This window comes from Desulfoplanes sp. (assembly GCF_054921335.1).
On sequence record NZ_JBUDSQ010000008.1, the window covers coordinates 50,369 to 69,737 of the forward strand.

15 protein-coding genes and 1 tRNA gene are annotated in these 19,369 nt (G+C 56.3%); 12 read left to right on the top strand and 4 right to left on the bottom strand.

The window, feature by feature from the left end:
• The first annotated feature begins 47 nt into the window (after positions 1-47).
• The 3 genes from ACY692_RS03225 (at position 48) to ACY692_RS03235 (ending at position 3,119) form a co-directional block, all read left to right on the top strand.
• The gene (locus ACY692_RS03225; protein WP_462323898.1) at positions 48-1,250 is read left to right on the top strand and encodes an argininosuccinate synthase; all 1,203 of its coding nucleotides are present in this window, start codon (positions 48-50) and stop codon (positions 1,248-1,250) included.
• Between the two features lie 127 nt (positions 1,251-1,377).
• Positions 1,378-2,787: an argininosuccinate lyase gene (argH, locus tag ACY692_RS03230; RefSeq protein ID WP_462323899.1), complete on the top strand. Its 1,410-nt coding sequence runs from the start codon at positions 1,378-1,380 to the stop codon at positions 2,785-2,787.
• Positions 2,784-3,119: a hypothetical protein gene (locus tag ACY692_RS03235; protein WP_462323900.1), complete on the top strand. Its 336-nt coding sequence runs from the start codon at positions 2,784-2,786 to the stop codon at positions 3,117-3,119. Before argH ends, ACY692_RS03235 begins: the two co-directional genes overlap by 4 nt.
• A 45-nt stretch (positions 3,120-3,164) precedes the next feature.
• Here the strand turns inward: ACY692_RS03235 and ACY692_RS03240 are convergent, their stop codons facing one another.
• The gene (locus ACY692_RS03240; RefSeq protein WP_462323901.1) at positions 3,165-3,485 is read right to left on the bottom strand and encodes a hypothetical protein; all 321 of its coding nucleotides are present in this window, start codon (positions 3,483-3,485) and stop codon (positions 3,165-3,167) included.
• A 353-nt stretch (positions 3,486-3,838) separates the two neighbouring features.
• A tRNA-Sec gene (locus ACY692_RS03245) sits at positions 3,839-3,932 on the bottom strand.
• 399 nt (positions 3,933-4,331) lie between these two features.
• On the opposite strand from ACY692_RS03245, the gene ftsH reads away from it, so the two are divergent.
• From ftsH to asnS, 9 genes are all read left to right on the top strand, one after another.
• Complete coding sequence (gene ftsH, locus ACY692_RS03250) at positions 4,332-6,215, top strand: ATP-dependent zinc metalloprotease FtsH (RefSeq protein WP_462323902.1); 1,884 nt, start codon at positions 4,332-4,334, stop codon at positions 6,213-6,215.
• Positions 6,216-6,217: 2 nt separating this feature from the next.
• Positions 6,218-7,069 (top strand): dihydropteroate synthase, encoded by an 852-nt coding sequence (gene folP, locus ACY692_RS03255; RefSeq protein ID WP_462323903.1) that lies wholly within the window; start codon positions 6,218-6,220, stop codon positions 7,067-7,069.
• Positions 7,070-7,105: 36 nt separating this feature from the next.
• Positions 7,106-7,864 carry a diadenylate cyclase CdaA gene (gene cdaA, locus ACY692_RS03260; RefSeq protein WP_462323904.1) on the top strand — a complete coding sequence of 253 codons (759 nt, stop codon included), beginning with the start codon at positions 7,106-7,108 and terminating at the stop codon, positions 7,862-7,864.
• Between the two features lie 82 nt (positions 7,865-7,946).
• Entirely contained in the window at positions 7,947-8,786 is an 840-nt protein-coding gene (locus tag ACY692_RS03265; protein WP_462323905.1) for a CdaR family protein, read from the top strand.
• Positions 8,783-10,135 carry a phosphoglucosamine mutase gene (gene glmM, locus ACY692_RS03270; protein ID WP_462323906.1) on the top strand — a complete coding sequence of 451 codons (1,353 nt, stop codon included), beginning with the start codon at positions 8,783-8,785 and terminating at the stop codon, positions 10,133-10,135. Before ACY692_RS03265 ends, glmM begins: the two co-directional genes overlap by 4 nt.
• A gap of 80 nt (positions 10,136-10,215) precedes the next feature.
• Positions 10,216-11,085 (top strand): UTP--glucose-1-phosphate uridylyltransferase GalU, encoded by an 870-nt coding sequence (gene galU / locus ACY692_RS03275; RefSeq protein WP_462323907.1) that lies wholly within the window; start codon positions 10,216-10,218, stop codon positions 11,083-11,085.
• A gap of 93 nt (positions 11,086-11,178) precedes the next feature.
• Positions 11,179-11,958: a hypothetical protein gene (locus ACY692_RS03280; protein WP_462323908.1), complete on the top strand. Its 780-nt coding sequence runs from the start codon at positions 11,179-11,181 to the stop codon at positions 11,956-11,958.
• A gap of 8 nt (positions 11,959-11,966) precedes the next feature.
• Positions 11,967-14,300 carry a replication restart helicase PriA gene (gene priA, locus ACY692_RS03285; protein WP_462323909.1) on the top strand — a complete coding sequence of 778 codons (2,334 nt, stop codon included), beginning with the start codon at positions 11,967-11,969 and terminating at the stop codon, positions 14,298-14,300.
• A gap of 187 nt (positions 14,301-14,487) precedes the next feature.
• On the top strand, positions 14,488-15,873 hold the full coding sequence (gene asnS, locus ACY692_RS03290) for an asparagine--tRNA ligase (RefSeq protein ID WP_462323910.1): 1,386 nt from the start codon (positions 14,488-14,490) through the stop codon (positions 15,871-15,873).
• 75 nt (positions 15,874-15,948) lie between these two features.
• Here the strand turns inward: asnS and ACY692_RS03295 are convergent, their stop codons facing one another.
• Together ACY692_RS03295 and ACY692_RS03300 are read right to left on the bottom strand one after the other, a co-directional pair.
• A complete protein-coding gene (locus ACY692_RS03295; protein WP_462323911.1) occupies positions 15,949-17,406 on the bottom strand; it encodes a GTPase/DUF3482 domain-containing protein in 1,458 nt (485 codons plus the stop codon).
• Positions 17,396-18,991 carry a DUF2868 domain-containing protein gene (locus ACY692_RS03300; RefSeq protein WP_462323912.1) on the bottom strand — a complete coding sequence of 532 codons (1,596 nt, stop codon included), beginning with the start codon at positions 18,989-18,991 and terminating at the stop codon, positions 17,396-17,398. The genes ACY692_RS03295 and ACY692_RS03300 overlap by 11 nt, the downstream gene beginning before the upstream one ends.
• Between the last annotated feature and the right edge of the window lie 378 nt (positions 18,992-19,369).

Genomic DNA, 19,369 nt, shown 5'->3' on the forward strand with positions numbered 1-19,369 from the left:
TATGTACCCATGCTTCTTTTTATCCATCAAACATATGGAGATATATAATGAACGACATCAAGAAAGTGGTTCTGGCCTATTCCGGCGGTCTGGACACCTCCGTGATCCTCAAGTGGATCCAGAAGACCTATGACTGCGAAGTGATCACCCTGACCGCGGATCTCGGCCAGGAAGAGGAACTCGACGGACTCGAGGAAAAGGCCCTGTCCACCGGCGCCTCCAAGGCCTATATCGAGGATCTGCAGGAAGAATTTGCCAAAGATTTCATCTTTCCGGCCTTCCGGTCGGGGGCCATCTACGAGAGCCGGTATCTCTTAGGGACCTCCATTGCCCGGCCGCTCATTTCCAAAAAAATGGTGGAGATCGCCCACAAGGAAGGGGCCCAGGCCCTGGCCCACGGCGCCACGGGCAAGGGCAACGATCAGGTCCGGTTCGAGCTTTCGGCCATGGCCCTGGACCCGGAGCTCATCTCCATTGCGCCGTGGCGGGACTGGGATCTCGGTTCCAGGACCGCGCTGATCGGTTTTGCCGAGGAGCACGGCATCCCCGTACCCGTGACCAAGGAGAAACCCTATTCCTGCGATCGCAATCTGCTGCATCTGAGTTTCGAGGGCGGTGAGCTGGAAGATCCGGGCAAACAGCCTTCTGCAGGGAGTCATCTGCTGTGTGTTCCCATCGAGGAGGCCCCTGACGAGGCCGAGACCATCACCATCGATTTTGGAAAGGGCGATCCCGTGGCCGTGAACGGGGAGCGCATGAGCCCGGCCGCATTGATCAAACATCTGAACGTGGTGGGCGGCAGGCACGGTATCGGTCGTCTGGACATGGTGGAAAACCGTTTCGTGGGCATGAAGTCCCGTGGCGTCTACGAGACACCGGGCGGGACCATCATCCACGCGGCGCATCAGGATCTCGAAGGACTGTGTCTGGACCGTGAGCTCCAGCATCTGCGTGACAGTCTGATCCCGCGGTACGCGGAAATGGTCTACAACGGATTCTGGTATTCGCCCGAACGCGAGGCCTTGCAGGCCTTCATGGACAAGGCCCAGGAATGCGTCACCGGCCAGGTGACCCTGAAACTGTACAAGGGCGGTGTATGGCCCCTTTCGCGGACCTCCCCCAACTCCCTGTACAACCCCGAGCTGGCCACCTTTGAAGAGGACGATGTCTACGACCAGGCCGATGCCGCCGGATTCATCCGCCTGCAGGGGCTTAGGCTCATGGCCTATAACAAGGTGCAGGGGAAATAGGATCGAATTTTAGAAATTTCGGATATTTTAGATAGTTCAGATATTTCAGATGCTTTAGAAATTGTGGAGATTGTGGAGATTTCAGGAGAGTGAAAAATTTCTTCATTTATTGAGTCAAGGACGGATCATGGCTTCGAGCGAGAATAAGCAGGAAAAATTGTGGGGTGGGCGGTTTGGACAGGCCACCGCTCCCCTGGTGGAAGAATATACGGTCTCTGCAACCTATGACAGGCAGCTATATGCCCAGGATATTGCCGGTTCCAAGGCCCATGCCCGGATGCTCGCCAAGCAGGGGGTACTGACCGAGGACGAGGCAACGGCTCTTGTGGACGGGCTGGAAAGGGTCGCCGGTGAGATCGAGGCCGGAACCTTTGTTTGGCGGGCTGATCTCGAAGACGTGCATATGAATGTGGAGAACCGTCTCACCGAACTTGTGGGGCCTGTGGGGCAGAAACTGCACACCGGCCGTAGCCGTAACGATCAGGTGGCTCTGGATTTTAGGCTGTTTGTGGTCGAGCGGTTGCAGGTCTGGAAGGAATCTCTGCAGGGACTCATCGCGTCCCTACTCGGTCAGGCAACGGCGCATCAGGATGTTATCCTGCCCGGCTACACACATATGCAGCCTGCCCAGCCCGTATCTCTGGGCCAGCATCTGCTCGCCTACTGCCAGATGTTTGTTCGCGATGTCGGACGGGTCGAGGACTGTTCCAGGCGGGCATCCGTGTCGCCTCTGGGCGCGGCCGCATTGGCAGGGACCACCTATCCACTGGATCCCGGGGCCGTGGCCGACGAGCTCGGTCTGGGCGGGATCTTTGCTAACAGCATGGATGCGGTATCCGACCGGGATTTCGTGCTCGAGTCCCTGTTCATCGGTTCCCAGATCATGGCCCATCTGAGCCGATTGTGCGAGGAGATCATTATCTGGTCCAACCCGGGATTCGGGTTCATCGAGCTGCCGGACGCCTTTGCCACGGGCTCTTCCATCATGCCCCAGAAGAAGAATCCCGATGTGGCCGAGCTCATGCGTGGCAAGACCGGCCGGGTCTACGGCGACCTCATGGCACTGCTCACTACCATGAAGGGGCTGCCCCTGGCCTACAACCGGGACATGCAGGAGGACAAGGAACCCTTTTTTGACGCGGACAAAACGGTCTGCATGTCCGTGGTCATCATGGACCAGATGGTCGGGGCCCTGGCCTTCAATCCGGGGGCCATGCACGCGGCACTGCGTAAAGGGTTTCTCAACGCCACGGAACTGGCCGATTATCTGGTGGGCAAGGGCGTTCCCTTCAGGCAGGCCCACCATATCACGGGCAACGCGGTGGCCTATGCCGAGAAAAACGACAAATGCCTGGAGGATTGTTCTTTGGAAGAATTGCAGACCTTCAGTGGACTGATCGACAAGGATGCCTTTGAGATCCTGGCCTATGACGCCGCGGTGAAGCGACGCGATCTGCCCGGAGGAACCGGACCCTTGTCCGTGGCCACGCAGATCGCGGCCCTTGAAAGATGGCTGGACGAGGGCACGCAATCATGACCGGTCTTGCCAAGGAAAGACCCGGGGTTCCCGAAGTGCTCATGGAGGAGAACAAATACGTTACTCCGGAGATCAAGAAGAACCTCGAGGCCGCCCTGACCTGGATCAAGCCCCATTGGGACGAACTGGTCGATCAAGGATGGACCTGGGACAGGCTCTTTTGCATGGGCAACCTCCCCTACCCCCTGGGAAAATGGGGCGTGGCTTGGTTCAGCCTGTGGAACAAGGAAAACAGGGAGATCGGACTGTCTCCAGAGGGGAATATCGTTTGCACTCTGCACGAACCCGGAGGGACCGTTATTCAGACCATGCGCAAGGATCTTATTGCCTGATGTTTTTTGGGGGGTGGGGTATCGAACATTGAGGAAAGGGCACGCTCACCCCGGTCGTTGTAGGTATCCGGAGGAAATGGGCTGGATGGTGGGGGAGGAGGCCTGACTATTCCAGGTCTGGTCGAAAAATTCTGCGGTCCATTTTTGATGGGTAACATCAAACCATGTTCCACCCACATAGGTCCCGTTTTCCCATACAACGGCCTCAAGTCTTGATTTGCGGCATTTTTCCAATTGGCCTACCAGACCTATCGGGTCGTCGAGACAGACGCCGGATTGATCATAGGTGTAACTTCTTGAAAAAAAGGTTTCCGTGCATGGGCTCATGGCCTCAAGCAGGAATGAGACGGTCTCTTTCATCATCATGCTGCATCGCTCCCTTGATGCAAGAAAATAGGCACTCTCCGGGGTAGATCCAAGCATTTCTCGTGCCGTTATGGGGCCCATTTGTTGTTGCTTTATGGGGACTGGCCGGAAGGCAATGGTCCGGCGATCACAATCTGTTCCGGCTGGAGCGTCCCTGACACAACGGTGATTGTTTGCCCAGGAATCCAAGTGAATGCAGCCCACGCGGATGTGCTCGAATGAATGTGGTGTGCTTTGGATGTGTTTGGATGTTCAGAAAAAATGACAACGGGCCCGTCGTTGGCTCCTTTTTGTTCCCGGTGCACCGTGTTGGAATAAAAAAAGCCCGGATATCCGGGCTTTGAGCTCGTTTTTGGCGGAAGCGTATAGGAGTCGAACCTACCGACGACCTCTCGACCGTCCACTGGATTTGAAGTCCAGGCGCCACACCGGTGACGAAACGCTTCCTTCATCCTGAAGTGAGGGGGTGTCTATCAGGATGGTTGGGGATTATCAAGCAAATAATCGCCACGGCCATGGATTTGTTGGACAGGAAATTTTTCTTGCTTTTTCGATTTTGAGACTTAATAAATGTCTTCCGTGTTTACGTCGTGAAATCCGGGCTTCCCCAAAGGGGTGGTCCATGGGATGTTTTTGTGCTAATTGGAAGCGACGTTTTTGCATATATAGAATAGGATCATGCCATTTGCCGGCATGCCCGATGAAAAAAATGTTTGGTTCCTGGTCCATCCTGATGGCAGCGATGGCGGACTGTTATGCGATCTGTCCGGATTTTCGGCTATGCCGGTGATGGAATGTGCCAGTGCAGTATTGTGAATCCACATGTGAGCTATGAAGGAGTGAGGCTTGAATAGTTTTTCGAAAAATCTTTTGCTGTGGGCAGCGATTTCTTTGGTCATGGTTGTTCTTTTCAACCTTTTCAACCAGCCCCAGGCACCCAAGTTCAAACTGACCTATACGGAATTTCTCTCCAAGGTCAAAAGTGGCGAGGTGATGAGCGTCAAGATACAGGGCCCAAAGATCGCGGGTCGGCTGATCAGTGACCAGATGTTCTCCACCTATGCCCCGGACGACCCCCAGCTCGTTGATACCTTGGTCAAGAACAATGTGCAGGTCGAGGCCCAGCCGCAGGAAGAAGCGCCTTGGTACATGACCGTCTTTGTATCGTGGTTCCCCATGCTCTTGCTTATAGGAGTCTGGATCTTTTTCATGAGGCAGATGCAGGGGGGTGGGGGCAAGGCCATGTCTTTTGGTCGTTCCAGGGCCAAAATGGTCACCCAGGAGGAGACCAAGGTCACCTTTGAGGATGTGGCCGGCGTGGACGAGGCCAAGGATGAGCTCAGCGAGGTCGTCGATTTCTTGAGCAATCCCAAAAAATTCACCCGTCTTGGGGGGCGTATTCCCAAGGGGGTCCTGCTGGTTGGCCCTCCGGGGACGGGTAAAACACTGTTGGCCCGTGCCGTTGCCGGGGAGGCCGGGGTTCCCTTCTTTTCCATTTCCGGTTCTGACTTTGTGGAAATGTTTGTCGGTGTGGGGGCGGCACGGGTGCGTGACCTGTTCATCCAGGGCAAGAAGAATGCTCCCTGCCTCATCTTTATTGACGAAATCGATGCTGTCGGACGGCAGCGTGGTGCCGGCCTGGGGGGCGGGCATGATGAGCGTGAGCAGACCCTGAACGCCTTGCTCGTGGAAATGGACGGATTCGAGTCGAACGAGGGGGTCATTCTCATCGCCGCTACCAACCGTCCCGACGTTCTTGATCCCGCGTTGCTCAGGCCCGGCCGTTTCGACCGCCAGGTCGTGGTCCCCAGCCCGGACCTCAAGGGACGAAAGCGCATCCTCGATGTCCATAGCCGTAATGTTCCCCTCTCCGATGAGGTCGATCTTGAAGTCCTCGCACGGGGAACCCCTGGATTCTCCGGGGCGGACCTCGAAAACCTGGTCAACGAGGCCGCCCTCGGAGCGGCTAAGCGGGACCAGAACCAGGTGTACATGAGAGATTTTGAAGAGGCCAAGGACAAGGTCCTCATGGGCAAGGAGCGACGGAGCCTTATTTTGAGCGATGAAGAAAAGAAGACCACTGCCTACCATGAGGGGGGACACACCCTGGTAGCCAGACTTCTTCCCGGAACCGACCCTGTGCACAAGGTCTCCATCATCCCTCGGGGCCGTGCTCTCGGGGTCACCATGCAATTGCCCGAGGACGATAGGCACGGATATTCCAAAACCTATCTCCAGAACAATATGGCTGTTCTGCTGGCGGGAAGGGTTGCCGAAGAAATCGTGCTTGACCAGATGACCACGGGTGCGGGCAATGATATCGAACGTGCCACCAAGACAGCCAGGAAGATGGTTTGTGAGTGGGGGATGAGCGAAAAACTCGGGCCCATTTCCATGAGTGAAGGGGAGGGCGAGGTCTTTCTTGGCCGGGATATGATGTCCCATAAGAACTACAGTGAGGAAACCGCCCAGCTCATCGATGCAGAGGTCAAGCGTATCGTCACCCAGGGCCATATCCGGGCCAAGGAGCTTCTCGAGGAAAATCTCGATACCCTGCACCGTCTTGCCCAGGCCCTGCTGGAACGAGAAACCCTGTCCGGCAAGGAGGTCGATCTTCTCATGGAGGGGAAGGAACTGGCCTCTCCGGAAATACTTGCCAATGCTACTGGGAACGGGGCCGGGAACGGACCCAGGGATGACGATTTTTCTCTCGAGGAGGATGATAGTTGACTATGGCGGGTTCGAGTAGTGGACCTGAATGGGTTGTAAAGGGGGGCAGGGTCGTAGGCCCTGCCCCCTTTATCGTGGCCGGTATTCTCAATGTGACGCCGGATTCCTTTTTCGATGGTGGTCGCCATGGTTCGGTTTGCTCGGCCGTTGGGGCGGGACTCGCCATGTACTCTCACGGTGCGGATATCGTCGATATCGGTGGAGAAAGCACGCGCCCCGGAGCCGCTGAGGTACCTGGCGACCGAGAATGTGCCAGGGTCCTTCCGGTGATAGAAGGGCTTCTCCGTAAACAGCCGGACCTGCTCGTCTCCCTTGATACATATAAGGCCGAGGTGGCCCGCCAAGGGTTGGAGGCCGGGGCGGGGATCATCAACGATATTTCAGGCTTTTCTTTTGATTCTTCTCTCATGGATGTTGTGGTTCAATCCAAACCCGGCTATGTTTTGATGCACACGCCCGAACGTCCCCAGAACATGCAGAAAAACCCCCGCTACAAGGATGTCGTCGCGGAGATTATGGCCTTTTTCGGGGACAAAATGGGCGAGCTTGTTTCTGCGGGGTTGCCGGAGAACCGTATCGTTCTTGATCCCGGTATCGGGTTTGGAAAGTCTCTGGAACACAATCTGACGATCCTGCGCCATATCGAAGCGTTCACTGCCCTGGGCCGCCCGGTCTATATGGGGCTGTCCAACAAATCCTTGTGGGGCAAGCTGTTGGGGCTCGGCAAGGATGAACGCGGAGAGGCCACCCAGATTGCCACGGCGCTCTTGGCCGCTCGGGGTGTTGCCGTCCACCGTGTCCACGATGTTGCGGCAACATGCCGGACCCTGGAAATCGTTCGGGCGATGAGCTGACCGACCGGTTTGTCGTTTTTCTTCGCAGGTGAGGATATGTTTGAATTTTTTGAGGCACTCAATATACAATTCTCCTGGCAGGATCTGCTGGATATTTTCCTGGTCGCCTTTATTTTTTACAGGCTTATCCTGCTCATCCGCGGAACCCGGGCCGTTTCCGTTATCTACGGATTGTTTCTTCTGCTCGTTGTCTACTACAGTTCGGGGGTTTTTGGGCTGTACACCCTGCACTGGCTCTTGGGACAGTTCCTCGGATCGATTTTTCTTGTCGTGATAATTTTATTCCAGAAGGATATACGCAAGGCCCTATCGGCTATGGGGGCAGGGCGTTTCTGGATGCGGAACAGGGTGGGCAAGGCGGTTCTTGACGAACTTGTTTTGGCCCTGCTGGAGATGGGGCGTTCCAAGACCGGGGCCCTGGTGGTCATTGAGCGGTCCACTCCCCTGGGGGATATTGTCGAACGGGGGGTTGAGATAGGGGGGCTGGTCACCAAGGATCTTTTACTGACCATTTTTCACCAAGATACCCCCTTGCACGATGGGGCGGTCATCGTCCGCAATGAGCGCATCGCCGCTGCCGGGTGTATTCTTCCCTTGGCTGTGGGGCTCAAGCACCGGGCCACCCTGGGAACGCGGCACCGGGCTGCGATGGGTATCACAGAGGAGAGTGATGCCGTTGCCGTCGTCGTCTCTGAGGAACGGGGGACCATTTCTGTGGCCATCGGTGGAAAAATAACAACGAGCCTCGGAGAGGTTCGTCTCAAGAGGGTGCTTGTCAGTGCATTGGCAAAATAGACTCAAGGAACATTGGCAATACAGGCTGTTATCGCTATTTTTGGCCTTTTTTTGCTGGTATCTCGTTTCAGGGAGCGAAAAGGTGGATACCTGGATCGATATTCCTTTGGAATTTGTTGATCTTCCTGACGATTTCGTCATCCGCAAGGGGATGGGCAACCGTATCCAGATCCGCGTCCGTGGGGCCAGCGGGATCATTCGGGGGATCGATACCCATCATTTGGCGTACAAAGCCAATCTGAGTTCGCTTCGGGTCGGAACCAATACCATATTGCTCAAGCAGGAAAATATCCCCCTTAGCACCTCGGTGGAAGTCATGGAAATTTCGCCGCCCCGGCTCGAACTGGAGGTGGATCGTGTCGTCTCCAGGACCTTCCCCGTAGCCGTCTCCTGGCAAGGGGAACTCCCAACCGGTATGGAGCTCAAGGAAATCTCGGTCCAACCCGAGGAGATATCGCTCACCGGAGCGAGCACTGTCCTCTCGGGTATGAAGGAGGTTGCCACCAAAGAGATCGAGATTCCAGAGGGGGTCGGCAGAACATGGCAAAAGACCGTCGGCCTCGATATTCCCGATGAACTGGAGACCGAGGTGACCGATGTGACCGCCTATTTCAGGCTCGGTCCCAAAACCAGGATTCTCTGGGTGAAACGGCCTGTTACCGTGATCGAACCCGAGGACTACGACATATCCATCGCCCCCACCTTTGTTCGGCTCAAGCTGGACATTCCTTTGCTGCTCATGCGCCAAGAGGGGTGGCGTGAAACCATTGATCCCAAGATCGGGACCGGGCCGCTACCAGCGCGCGGGACGCATCAACTCACCTACAAAATATCTCTTCCTGACGACACGGTTCTGCTCAAGGCAAAACCGGTCAAACTTGACGTCACGTTGACACCGAAAAAGAGTAAGGAGCTCGAATGACCAAACGTCTTTTTGGAACCGATGGCCTCCGGGGACAGGCAAATATCTTTCCTATGCAGCCCGAATTGGTCCTGCGCCTTGGGCTGGCAGCCGGCCAATATTTCCGCAAGGGACACCGTCGGCCCCGGGTGCTCATCGGCAAGGATACGCGTCTTTCCGGATATGTGTTTGAATCGGCCCTCACCTCGGGGTTCTGTGCCGCGGGGATGGATGTACTCATGGTAGGCCCCATGCCGACCCCTGCGATTTCGTTTTTGACCAAAAATATGCGGGCCAATCTCGGGGTGGTCATATCGGCATCACATAATCCCTTTATGGATAACGGGATCAAATTTTTTGACAAGGACGGGTTCAAACTTCCCGACCGTGTGGAGGACGAAATCACGGCCATGGTCATGGACCGTGATATGAAATGGGACATCCCCCTTCCGGAGGCCATCGGTCGAGCGGCCAAGATCGAGGACAGCCCGGGAAGATATATTGTTTATTTAAAAAATAGTTTTCCCGCCCGGCGGACCCTCGAGGGGATCCGCATCGTGTTGGACTGTGCCCATGGAGCCACGTACAAGGTCGCACCGCTCATCTTTGAAGAACTCGGAGCAAAGGTTACCAAGTTGGGGAACGAACCCGATGGGTTGAATATCAATCGCAAGTGCGGTTCTCTCTATCCCGAAGTGGCCGCGTCCAAGGTTCTGGAAACCGGGGCGGACATCGGCTTGACCCTGGATGGAGACGGTGACAGGCTCATCGTTGTCGATGAAAACGGACAGATCCTGGATGGGGACCAGATCATGGCCATTTGTGCAATGGACATGATCGAACGGGGATGTCTGCCGTCCAAGACCCTGGCCGCCACGGTCATGAGCAATATGGCCTTGGAGATTTTCATGCAGGAGCAGGGGGGACGACTTCTACGGACTCCCGTGGGCGACCGCTATGTTGTCGAGGCCATGCGCAAGCACGGCATCTCCCTGGGGGGCGAGCAATCCGGGCACATCATATTTATGGAGCATAGTACAACCGGGGATGGGATCCTGGCCGCACTGCAACTGCTAAGGATCATGCGCGAAAGGGACAAACCCCTTTCCGAGCTGGCCGGCCTTTTGCAGCATTTTCCCCAGAGGCTGGTCAATGTCCATGTGGAGCGGAAAATTCCTTTTGACGAAGTTCCCGCGATCCAGAAGGCGGTCGCGGACGCCGAGGAAAGACTCAAGGGACGGGGGCGCGTGCTGCTCAGATATTCCGGGACCGAATCCGTTGCCAGGGTTATGGTCGAGGGTGAGGATGGGGCGCTTGTCGAAGAATTGGCGGGGTCATTGTCCCATGATGTGGAGCAGGGACTCGCATAGCCGCTGTCTCGTTTATGGTGGTACCTTGATCGCATTTTTGAGCGCCTAGCCGCACACGCAAGTCAAAGGAGAAATACCGTATGGAAATCCGTAAAGTCGTTGTTCCTGTCGCTGGATGGGGTACCAGGTCGCTGCCGGCCACCAAAAATGTACCTAAGGAAATGCTCCCGGTATACAAGAAACCGACCGTGCAGTATGTGGTCGAGGAGGCCATGCAGGCCGGATTGACGGACGTGGTGTTTGTGAACAACCAGAACAAGAGGATCATCGAGGACCATTTCGATTACAATCTGGCCCTGGAGGCCCTTCTCGAGCGCACAGGGAGTGACGAACTGCTTGGGGAGATCCGCACGGTGGCCGAGATGGTCAACATAATCACCGTACGCCAGAAGAAGCAACTCGGGCTGGGACATGCCGTGCTCTGTGCCAAAGAGGTCATCAAGGACGAACCCTTTGCCGTTATGGTCGGCGATGACCTCCTTTTTGACCGTGATCCCGGTATCAAACAGCTCATGGAGGTTGCCCGGTCGGAAAACATGCCTGTGGTCGGCGTGGTCGAGGTCCCCCGCGAAAAGGTGGACAGGTATGGGATCTTGCAAGCCGAGGAATTCGCCCCGGGTATGTATCGGGTGCGCGGAATGATGGAAAAACCCCGGCCCGAGGAGGCCCCTTCAAGGTTGGCCATGATTGGTCGTTATGTGCTGACCCCGGAGATTTTTGACCACCTGGAGAATCTGACGCCGGGCAATGGCGGGGAGATCCAGCTCACGGATGCCATGCAGCTCCTTGCCAAGGAAAACCGCTTATTGGCAGTGAAGTTGAAAGGCAAACGGTTCGATACGGGGGATTGGGTGGACTATCTCTCTGCGAACATCTATTTTGCCCTCCAGGACGAGACGTTGCGCTCCGAGTTGGTTGAAAACCTACGGGCCATGCTTCCTCGGTCCTGATTGCCGGATATGGTTTGTTCAGCGCGATGGTTCCCGGGCGTTTCGTCCTGGAGCCATCGTCTTTTTTCCGTCGTATTGCACAGGGAGTTGTCCATGAAAGCCTTGGCCCGCACCTCGATTATGTTTCTGCTGGTTGCCTGCATGAACACGGCCGGTATCTGTTCCGCTTTTTTTCCTCCCCCCGGCGAGGTGGCCGAGCTCACCGGGAAGGAGATGACCCCCCTGTCTTCTTTCCAGGCCATTCTCTCGTTCCCTGACTACCCCGGAATAACCTGCAATCTTTGGATAAAGGGCCAAAAATGGCGACAGGAGTTCGTGGAGACTACTGACGGAAAACCCCGGCTCGTGAGGGCCGTCCTTGGTACGCGGACCTCGTTTGTCCGCGTTTTTCCCCGACAAGAACGTGTCTCTCTGCCCGGGCTCGTTGTCTGGCAATTTTCTTTGAAGGAGTGGATCGAACGGGGCGTGGACCCTACGGTCATGTCCTACCAGTTTCTCGTCGATAGGCCCTGTCTTGTTCTGGGGGCCGAGGACGGAGAACTCCATGCAACCCAATATTGGATGGACAACGAGCGTCATCTCCCTGTGCGCGCCATATGGGACGAGGGATCCGGAACCTGTGATTTTATCTGGGATGAATGGTCGAAGATCGGCAATTTTTGGCTCCCGCATAGGATCTGGCGTTCTGCCGGTGGCCGGAATCCTCTCCGGATACGCATCCGCTGGAACGGGGTGAACATCGCCCTGCAGGACGGTCTCTTTTCCCCGCAGGCCATGGACCGACAATTCCAGGGCAAGACGATGCTCCCGTCACAGTCGCCTGTGTTCCCCCTTCTGGACGCCTGTCCTTTGGCCGTCCATTCTACGGATTGATCTTTTCCATGGAATCTGTCCGCTGGGATGTCGCGATCATAAGCGCCCCGTTTTCCACTCTTACGTATGCACTTCCTAGGTATTTTCCCGGGTCATTCTGGCATGCCGGGCTCGTGGTGGTCGTTCCCATGGGCAAAGGACATAGGATCGGGGTTCTGCTCTGGCCTGCCAAGGTTGAAGAATCGTCTTTCCGTATCCGTAAGGTTCTGTGGCCGGCCTGCTCCCGGGATTGTTTGGACAGGGGATACGTCACCCTTCTCGATGACCTGGCCCGCAGACAGTCACAACTCCCTGGTCGTGTCATGGCCAATGTTCTTCCCCGTTTTCTCAAGGATGCACAGCCGATATACCTGGAAAAGAACTCGGGGGACACGGTCACGGTTCCCCAGCTCGCCCGTCTGGATGAAAAAAAATTGGCGCAGCTCGCCGTAGCGTGGCTCGCCGGCTCCATGGTCAGGAAATATGTGGCTCCCAGGGAAGAAAGGTATTGCTATGTCGTCCAGGATCCTCCATGGCCGATCCGTCCCAATGCCATGCGCCAATGGGATCTCCTGCATTATCTCTGGGAAAAGCGGGGGGCCGCCTGGTCGCAGGTACGCAAGAATCTCCCGGGTTCCAGTGCCAAAACCCTGGAGTCCCTGGAAGCCAAAGGGTTGGTGGGCATCCGTTCGGCCCCGTATGAACCCGAGGCCCCGCCACCCAAAACGTCCAGGGAGATATTCCCCCTTTCCCCCGAACAGGAAGAGGGCCTCCAAACCCTGGAGCATTTGTTGGGCAAACCGGTACCGGCCACCTGTCTGGTCCATGGTGTTACCGGGAGTGGAAAGACCAGGGTCTATCTTGAATTGGCCCGGGCCTGCCTGGACCGCGGTAAGCGGGTTTTGCTTCTGGCCCCGGAAGTGGCCATTGCTTTGCAACTTTTCTCCGAGGCCAAGGGGTTTTTTCCAGATGGTGAGGTTCTTCTGTACCATGGCTACCAGGCAGCGAGGACCAGAGAAGCAGTCTTTACCAGAATGGCCGAAAACCATGACCCCGTGCTGGTGGTGGGAACGAGATCGGCCTTGTTCCTGCCGGGGGATGATCCGGGACTGATTGTTCTGGATGAGGAACACGACGGGTCCTTCAAGCAGGACGAGCGGCTGGTCTACCACGCCAAGGAGATCGGCTATTATAGGGTCCGGCGATCAGAGGGATTGCTCGTTCTCGGTTCAGCCACGCCCGACATGAAGACTTTTTATGCCGCCAACGAACAGGAGATAGGGCTCGTTTCCATGGCCAGGAGGATCGGCACGACGACCCTGCCGGAAATCCAACTGGTCGATCTCAAGACATTCCCGACCACTGCCGGCCCCTTCGCCTCCCCCTGTCGCCAGGCGTTGGACCATGCTCTTGGCGAGGGAGATCAGGTCATCATCATGCACAACCGCAGGGGGTATGCCCCTGTGCTTTACTGCGAGGACTGCGGCGAACCCGCCCAGTGTCCCCACTGCAAGATCAGCCTGACCTATCACAAAGACGTGAACCGCATGGTCTGTCACTATTGTGGATTTACCCGGCCGTTTCCCATGATCTGCGACCACTGTGGGGGATCAATGTTTCAACCCGTGGGGGCGGGAACGGAAAAGCTGGAAGAATTTTTGTCCCGGTCCCTTCCTGAAGGGACCGGGATCGCTCGGTTGGACCGGGATTCTTCCCGCCGTCAGGGGCAGATGGAGCAGATCCTTGGAGAATTTGCCAAGGGACGGCAGCAGGTTCTTGTCGGAACCCAGATGCTCAGCAAGGGCCACCATTTCCCCGGGGTGACCTTGGTCGTGGTGGTTGATGGAGATCTTGGGCTCAATCTTCCCGATTACCGGGCCACAGAGCGGACATTCCAGCTTTTGGTCCAAGTGGCCGGACGGGCCGGGCGGGGTGAAAAACCGGGCAAGGTCCTCATCCAGACCCGCAATCCCGACCACCATTGCTGGGGATTTATCAGGAAAAACGATTACAAGGGATTCTACACTCAAGAGCTCGAGCGGCGCAGACGTTTCGCTTATCCTCCCTTCATCAAGCTGGGGCTCTTGCGGGTCAGTTATCCGCTTGACTGGAAAGAGGGCAACGACCGCTTGGGGCAGCTCCGGGAGGTCATCCGGGGGCAGTCATCCCAGCTGGGGCTGCGTGTCCTTGGGCCTGCCCCCGCTCCCCTGCAAGTGCTGCGGGGGCGTCTTCGGTTCCAATGTTTGATCAAGGCCGACAATTGGCCAGCTATCCGACAGCTCTTCGCGGCGGTTGACCACTATTTCGGCCGGGATCGCCATATGCGGTTCACCTATGACCTGGACCCGGTGAACATGCTTTGAGCGTTTAGTGTGTCCCCAGAATTTTGTTCTTGAATGTGACATGACCCGGGGCTACGGAGAAACCGCCCGTATCCAGGGGGGAACTGTACGATAGGTCGCCCGTGTATCGGGCCGATTGCAAAAGTGATCCGGGGATTGAACATCCCGGAATGAGACTGGAAGAGAACCCTATATAAGGAGTGGAACCATGAAGAGAATACGGGTACGCCAGGCCCTTGGGGCCGAGAGTGGCATGGAGGAGATGACCCTGTGCGGATGGGTGCGGACAAAGCGGGACGCCAAGGGCTTCTCTTTTCTGGAGATCAATGACGGCTCGTGTTTGAAAAATATCCAGGTGATCATCGACGAGAACATTTCCGGTTTTGAAATCCTGCCGGAGATCAGTACCGGGGCGTCCATCAAGGTTGTTGGATCGTTGGTGGAGTCCCCGGGAAAAGGCCAGAAGTGGGAGGTCCGGGCCAAGGAGCTCGTTTTGATAGGCACTGCCGATCCCGGGACATTTCCGCTGCAGAAAAAGCGCCATTCCGATGAATTTCTGCGATCCATTGCCCATCTGCGTCCCCGAACGAACAAGTATGGGGCCATCACCCGCATCCGCTCGGAACTCTCCTATGCCATCCACAAGTATTTCAGGGACAAGGGATTTTTCTATATCCATTCTCCGGTGATCACCGGTTCGGACTGCGAAGGCGCGGGAGAAATGTTCACCGTGAGCGGGTTTGATTTCGACAATGTGCCCAAACAGAACGGCACGGCCGATTTCGGGCAGGATTTTTTCGGTAAAAGGGCCTCGCTTACGGTCTCAGGCCAACTCTCGGCCGAGAATATGGCCACGGCCCTAGGGGATGTGTACACCTTTGGGCCGACTTTCCGGGCGGAAAATTCCAATACCCCCAGGCATGCGGCCGAGTTCTGGATGCTCGAACCGGAAATAGCCTTTGCCGATCTTGCTGACGACATTGATCTCGGTGAAGAATGCACCAGGTACCTGATCAACCATGTCCGGGAAAACTGTAGGGATGATCTGGATATCTTTGGCCGGTTCGTGGACAAGACCCTCTTCGCCACGCTGGACAATATCGTGGACAACGATTTTGTCCGTCTCCCTTATGGTGAGGCCATCGAGATCCTTACAAAGGCCAAGAAGAAGTTCGAATATCCCGTTGGATTCGGCCTGGACCTGCAGACCGAGCACGAGCGGTACCTGACCGAGAAACACTTCAAAAAGCCCGTGGCCGTGTATGATTATCCCAAGGAGATCAAGGCGTTTTACATGCGTCTGAACGACGATAACCGCACGGTCGCAGCTGTGGACATTCTGGTACCCAGGATCGGTGAGCTCATTGGAGGTTCCCAGCGCGAGGAACGTCTCGACGTGCTCGATATGCGCATCCAGGAACTGGGGCTGAACATTGATGACTACTGGTGGTACAGGGACCTGCGTAATTTCGGCACCGTCCCCCACGCCGGGTTCGGCATGGGTTTTGAGCGGCTGCTTATGCTCATCACCGGCGTGACCAATATCCGTGACGTGATTTCTTTCCCCAGGACCGTGAATCATCTCGAGTTCTGATCCGACCATCCACATTGGAAACCCAACAGATAAGCCCGGTGATTTTTCACCGGGCTTATCCGGTTCCTCCTGCCACTATCCACTATCTTCTCTCCCCTTCCCGGCAATCTCCCCCCGGGAAATCCTGATCAGTTCCTCTTGGATCATGTCCATGAATGCCTGCTCACGGGATTCCACGTCCCTGTCCTGCTTGAGCGCGGCTAGGTATTTGCTGCAGATCTCCTGTTGTTCCTTGCCCCATTTGCTTGAGAATCCTCCCCGATCTCCCGTGTCCATAGCCGCGGCTTCTGCCGGAGGATCGTCCCGTCTTGCATGGGCCCAATTGATCACATGGGTATAATAGAGCAGGGCGCGATCGATAAGGATGTACAGGATCTGGATATTGTCCACAGGACCCACCTGAACCGTATATCCACCGATACCCATGCCCTTGACCCTTGTCTTGGCCAACCGTTCACCATTGAGCAGGACATATCCCGCGGCTGCAGCACTGCCCAGGGCCGTGAATATGCCGAATGTCATCCCGGCCGCGGCCAGGTCCACGGCCGCGCCAACGGTTCCTCCGGTGAGGGCTGCCGTTGCTGCCAGTTGTGTCGGGGTCAGGCCGAGGATGTGCCAAGTGTTCTGCGCGAAAAGATCTTCGTTGAGAATGGACTGGTCCGGAAGGGGGTAGGAAAAGATATTGTGTTTGAAGAGCTGTTTGATCCTCTTATGGCAACGCGATTCTGCCGTGCCCACGTGGGTCTTGAAGGTTTCGAGGAGATTTTCCTTGAGTGCGGGGATGCTGGATGACCGGCTGCTGGTTTTTGTGGCCACGTAGGACGTGCAGTCCCTGAGCAGATCGCAGAGAGCTGTCACGGTGAGGGTGTTCCGTCTCTCCCAGTCCTTCTTGAAGGCCGTGACAACCAGACGCAGGGGGGCTTCCCAGTCCTGCTCGATGGACCTGAGTCCCTCGAGCAGGGCGATACGTTCGCTGTAGGTGGCCTTGAGGGCGTCGAAGGTCCGGGTCATGTTGAACTGGCGGGCGAATTCGGCCTTCCAGTCCTGGAGATAGTCCGATCCTGTTTCCTTGCAATTGATGATCGCCATGCGGGGCCGTCCCGTGAGCCGTAAAATTTCCATTTCCGCCCTATCCACCCGACGCATGGGACGGGAACCATCAACCACATAGATGATGCCTCCGCGATCCAGGATGGGCAGGAAGAGTTCGCATTCGTCCCTGGATTCGGGACGGTCGATATGGGCCCTGTAGAACGCGTGCAGGATGTCCCGGGGCGGACCGGAATAGTCGCGGAGCCATTTGAGGGTCTTCATGGGGTTCTGAAAGCCCGGCGTGTCGATGAACCTGATGATGTCCCTGCCATCGATGCTCACGGGATAAACCCTGCTCTGCGTGGTCTCTCCGGGAATCCGGCTGATGGGAACGGTGTCGTCCTCAGCCAGGGTGGAGACGATGGAAGATTTGCCCTCATTGGGATGACCGATGATGGCGAATTCGGGGATCTGTGTGTTCTGGGAAGGATTATGCATCATGGGAGGTTCCGAGTTCGATGATGTCGATATTGGGCAGGGCCATCTGCGCAACCCTGTTTTTCCAGACGGTGAGGTCGGCCTTGTCGGCAGGGGTGATGACTTTGCGTCCTTGTGGTTTTCCGATCAGGGCGATGGTCAGCGTGGTCGATGGCCCCGGGCTGGTTGCAAGGGTTTTGAGGAGATCGAGGTCTTCGCGGATGGGTGGCTGCCATGCTTCCTGTATAATGGTGATCCGTGGACGGTTGTCCTTCCATGCAAGCGGTTCGAGATGGGCCAGGCATGTTCCGGGGTCGTACGGATCAAGGGGAAAATGGCTCGAAGGCCTGATCCCTGTTTTTTGGTGGAGTTGTTGATAGAGCTGGTCCAGAGGACAATCATCAATGATCTCGTCAGGGATGAGCATCACCTGTTGTTCCCTGATCGTGTTTTGGCTTTTAGGAGTAGGGGGAGCGGGTGATGGTGGAGGGGGCGGCGGTGTGGGGTTGGTATCCGGCTTGAGGGCACGCGGGGTTGTTTCCACCAGCGGGATGGTCATCCTGTAGAAAAGCCTGTCGATATCCGATGCGGCGAAGGGATGGGCGGCCATGCATTGCTTGGCCCGGTATCTGGACCACGCGTAAAGAAGGATGCGGGGCAGAAGGCCGTAGGTCAGGACGGCAAAACAGAGAAACGGCCACCAGGAAACCAGATCAGGGGTCGTCAGGTGATAGATGCCTTCCTTGAGAACCATCTTGCTCCCGGCGATCTGGTCAAGGGTCGGGTGGGCAAGTCCGGACGGGACCAACCATGACCAGGGCAGGGCGATGGTTGTGACCAGGTTGTAGGCTGCCTGGGGCCCGATGCTCAGGGTTGATTGCCAGCCAAAGGCCAGATCCGAGCCCATAACCTTCACAATAGTCGCACCGAGAGCTCCTATATTAAAGGTGATTCCGAAATATTGGAACGTGGCAACGGTGGGATGGAAAAAAAGTCGGCCATATTGTTTGTTCCAGATGCTCAACTGTCCAAGGGTGGACAGAAAGGCATCTTTTTTGTCCGGAGAAAGGGTACGGACGCATTGTGTCCCCAACCGTCTGGAGATTGCGGATATGAACTTTCCGATAAGGAGCAGGAGGGGGTGGCGTCTTCCTCCGGCTCGATATGGTGTGCTGGAACTCGCTAAGACAATACCCAGCACAAGAAGTATTTGGGGGATGATCAGAACCAGAAGATAGGTGAAAACGTTGATGGGCGACGATCCCGTATAGGCCAGGAGTACAAGGGCCAGGGAGACGCCGAAGCCGATCCCGAGAAGGGAGAGGATGAGCGTGCACATGTGGAAGGAATCAGCGACTACCTGCCCCGGAAAAAAAGATGCCGGGGCGAAAGAGGCAAGTTGTTCCTTGCGGCATTCAATCCAGCGGAAAAGGAGCGAGCGGCGCACAGCCGTGGTGTCAGGAGGAGCCGAAGGCGTGTCGTTTGATCCGGCTTGTGAGATCTCAAGGAAAAGATTTCTGTCGCGCTTGGTCAATATGGTGGCGTCCTGATCGGAGTCCAGACGAAGAAGATAATCAAGATCCAGGATGTCGAAGGGTGTCCATTTCATGTGGGTGAGGGCGTTGATGGTTGTGGAATGGCAGGGAAGGCGAATCCGCAAAGAACAGGCTGTGCCTGCAACAGCCGTTCATAGGTGGAGAAGGGGGGCTTTGGCAATCCATGAGACCGGGGTGCTCCGATAGGGTGTCCTGGGAACGCCGAGCGTCCGCTCGGCATCTGGTGCAAGAGCAAGGCGTTCGGCCATCTATTGGTTTTTGAAAATTTCTTGAACTATGCCCGTCTTCATCCCTGTTCCGTGCCGAGCAGACGCCCGGCGTTCCCAGGTAGGGCGCGGTTTTTGGGTGCGGGGATGTGTAGGGTTCAGGAGACCCGATTCCCTTTTTTTTCAAAAAGTGTTTGACAAAGATGCCGGGGCCACATAGATACC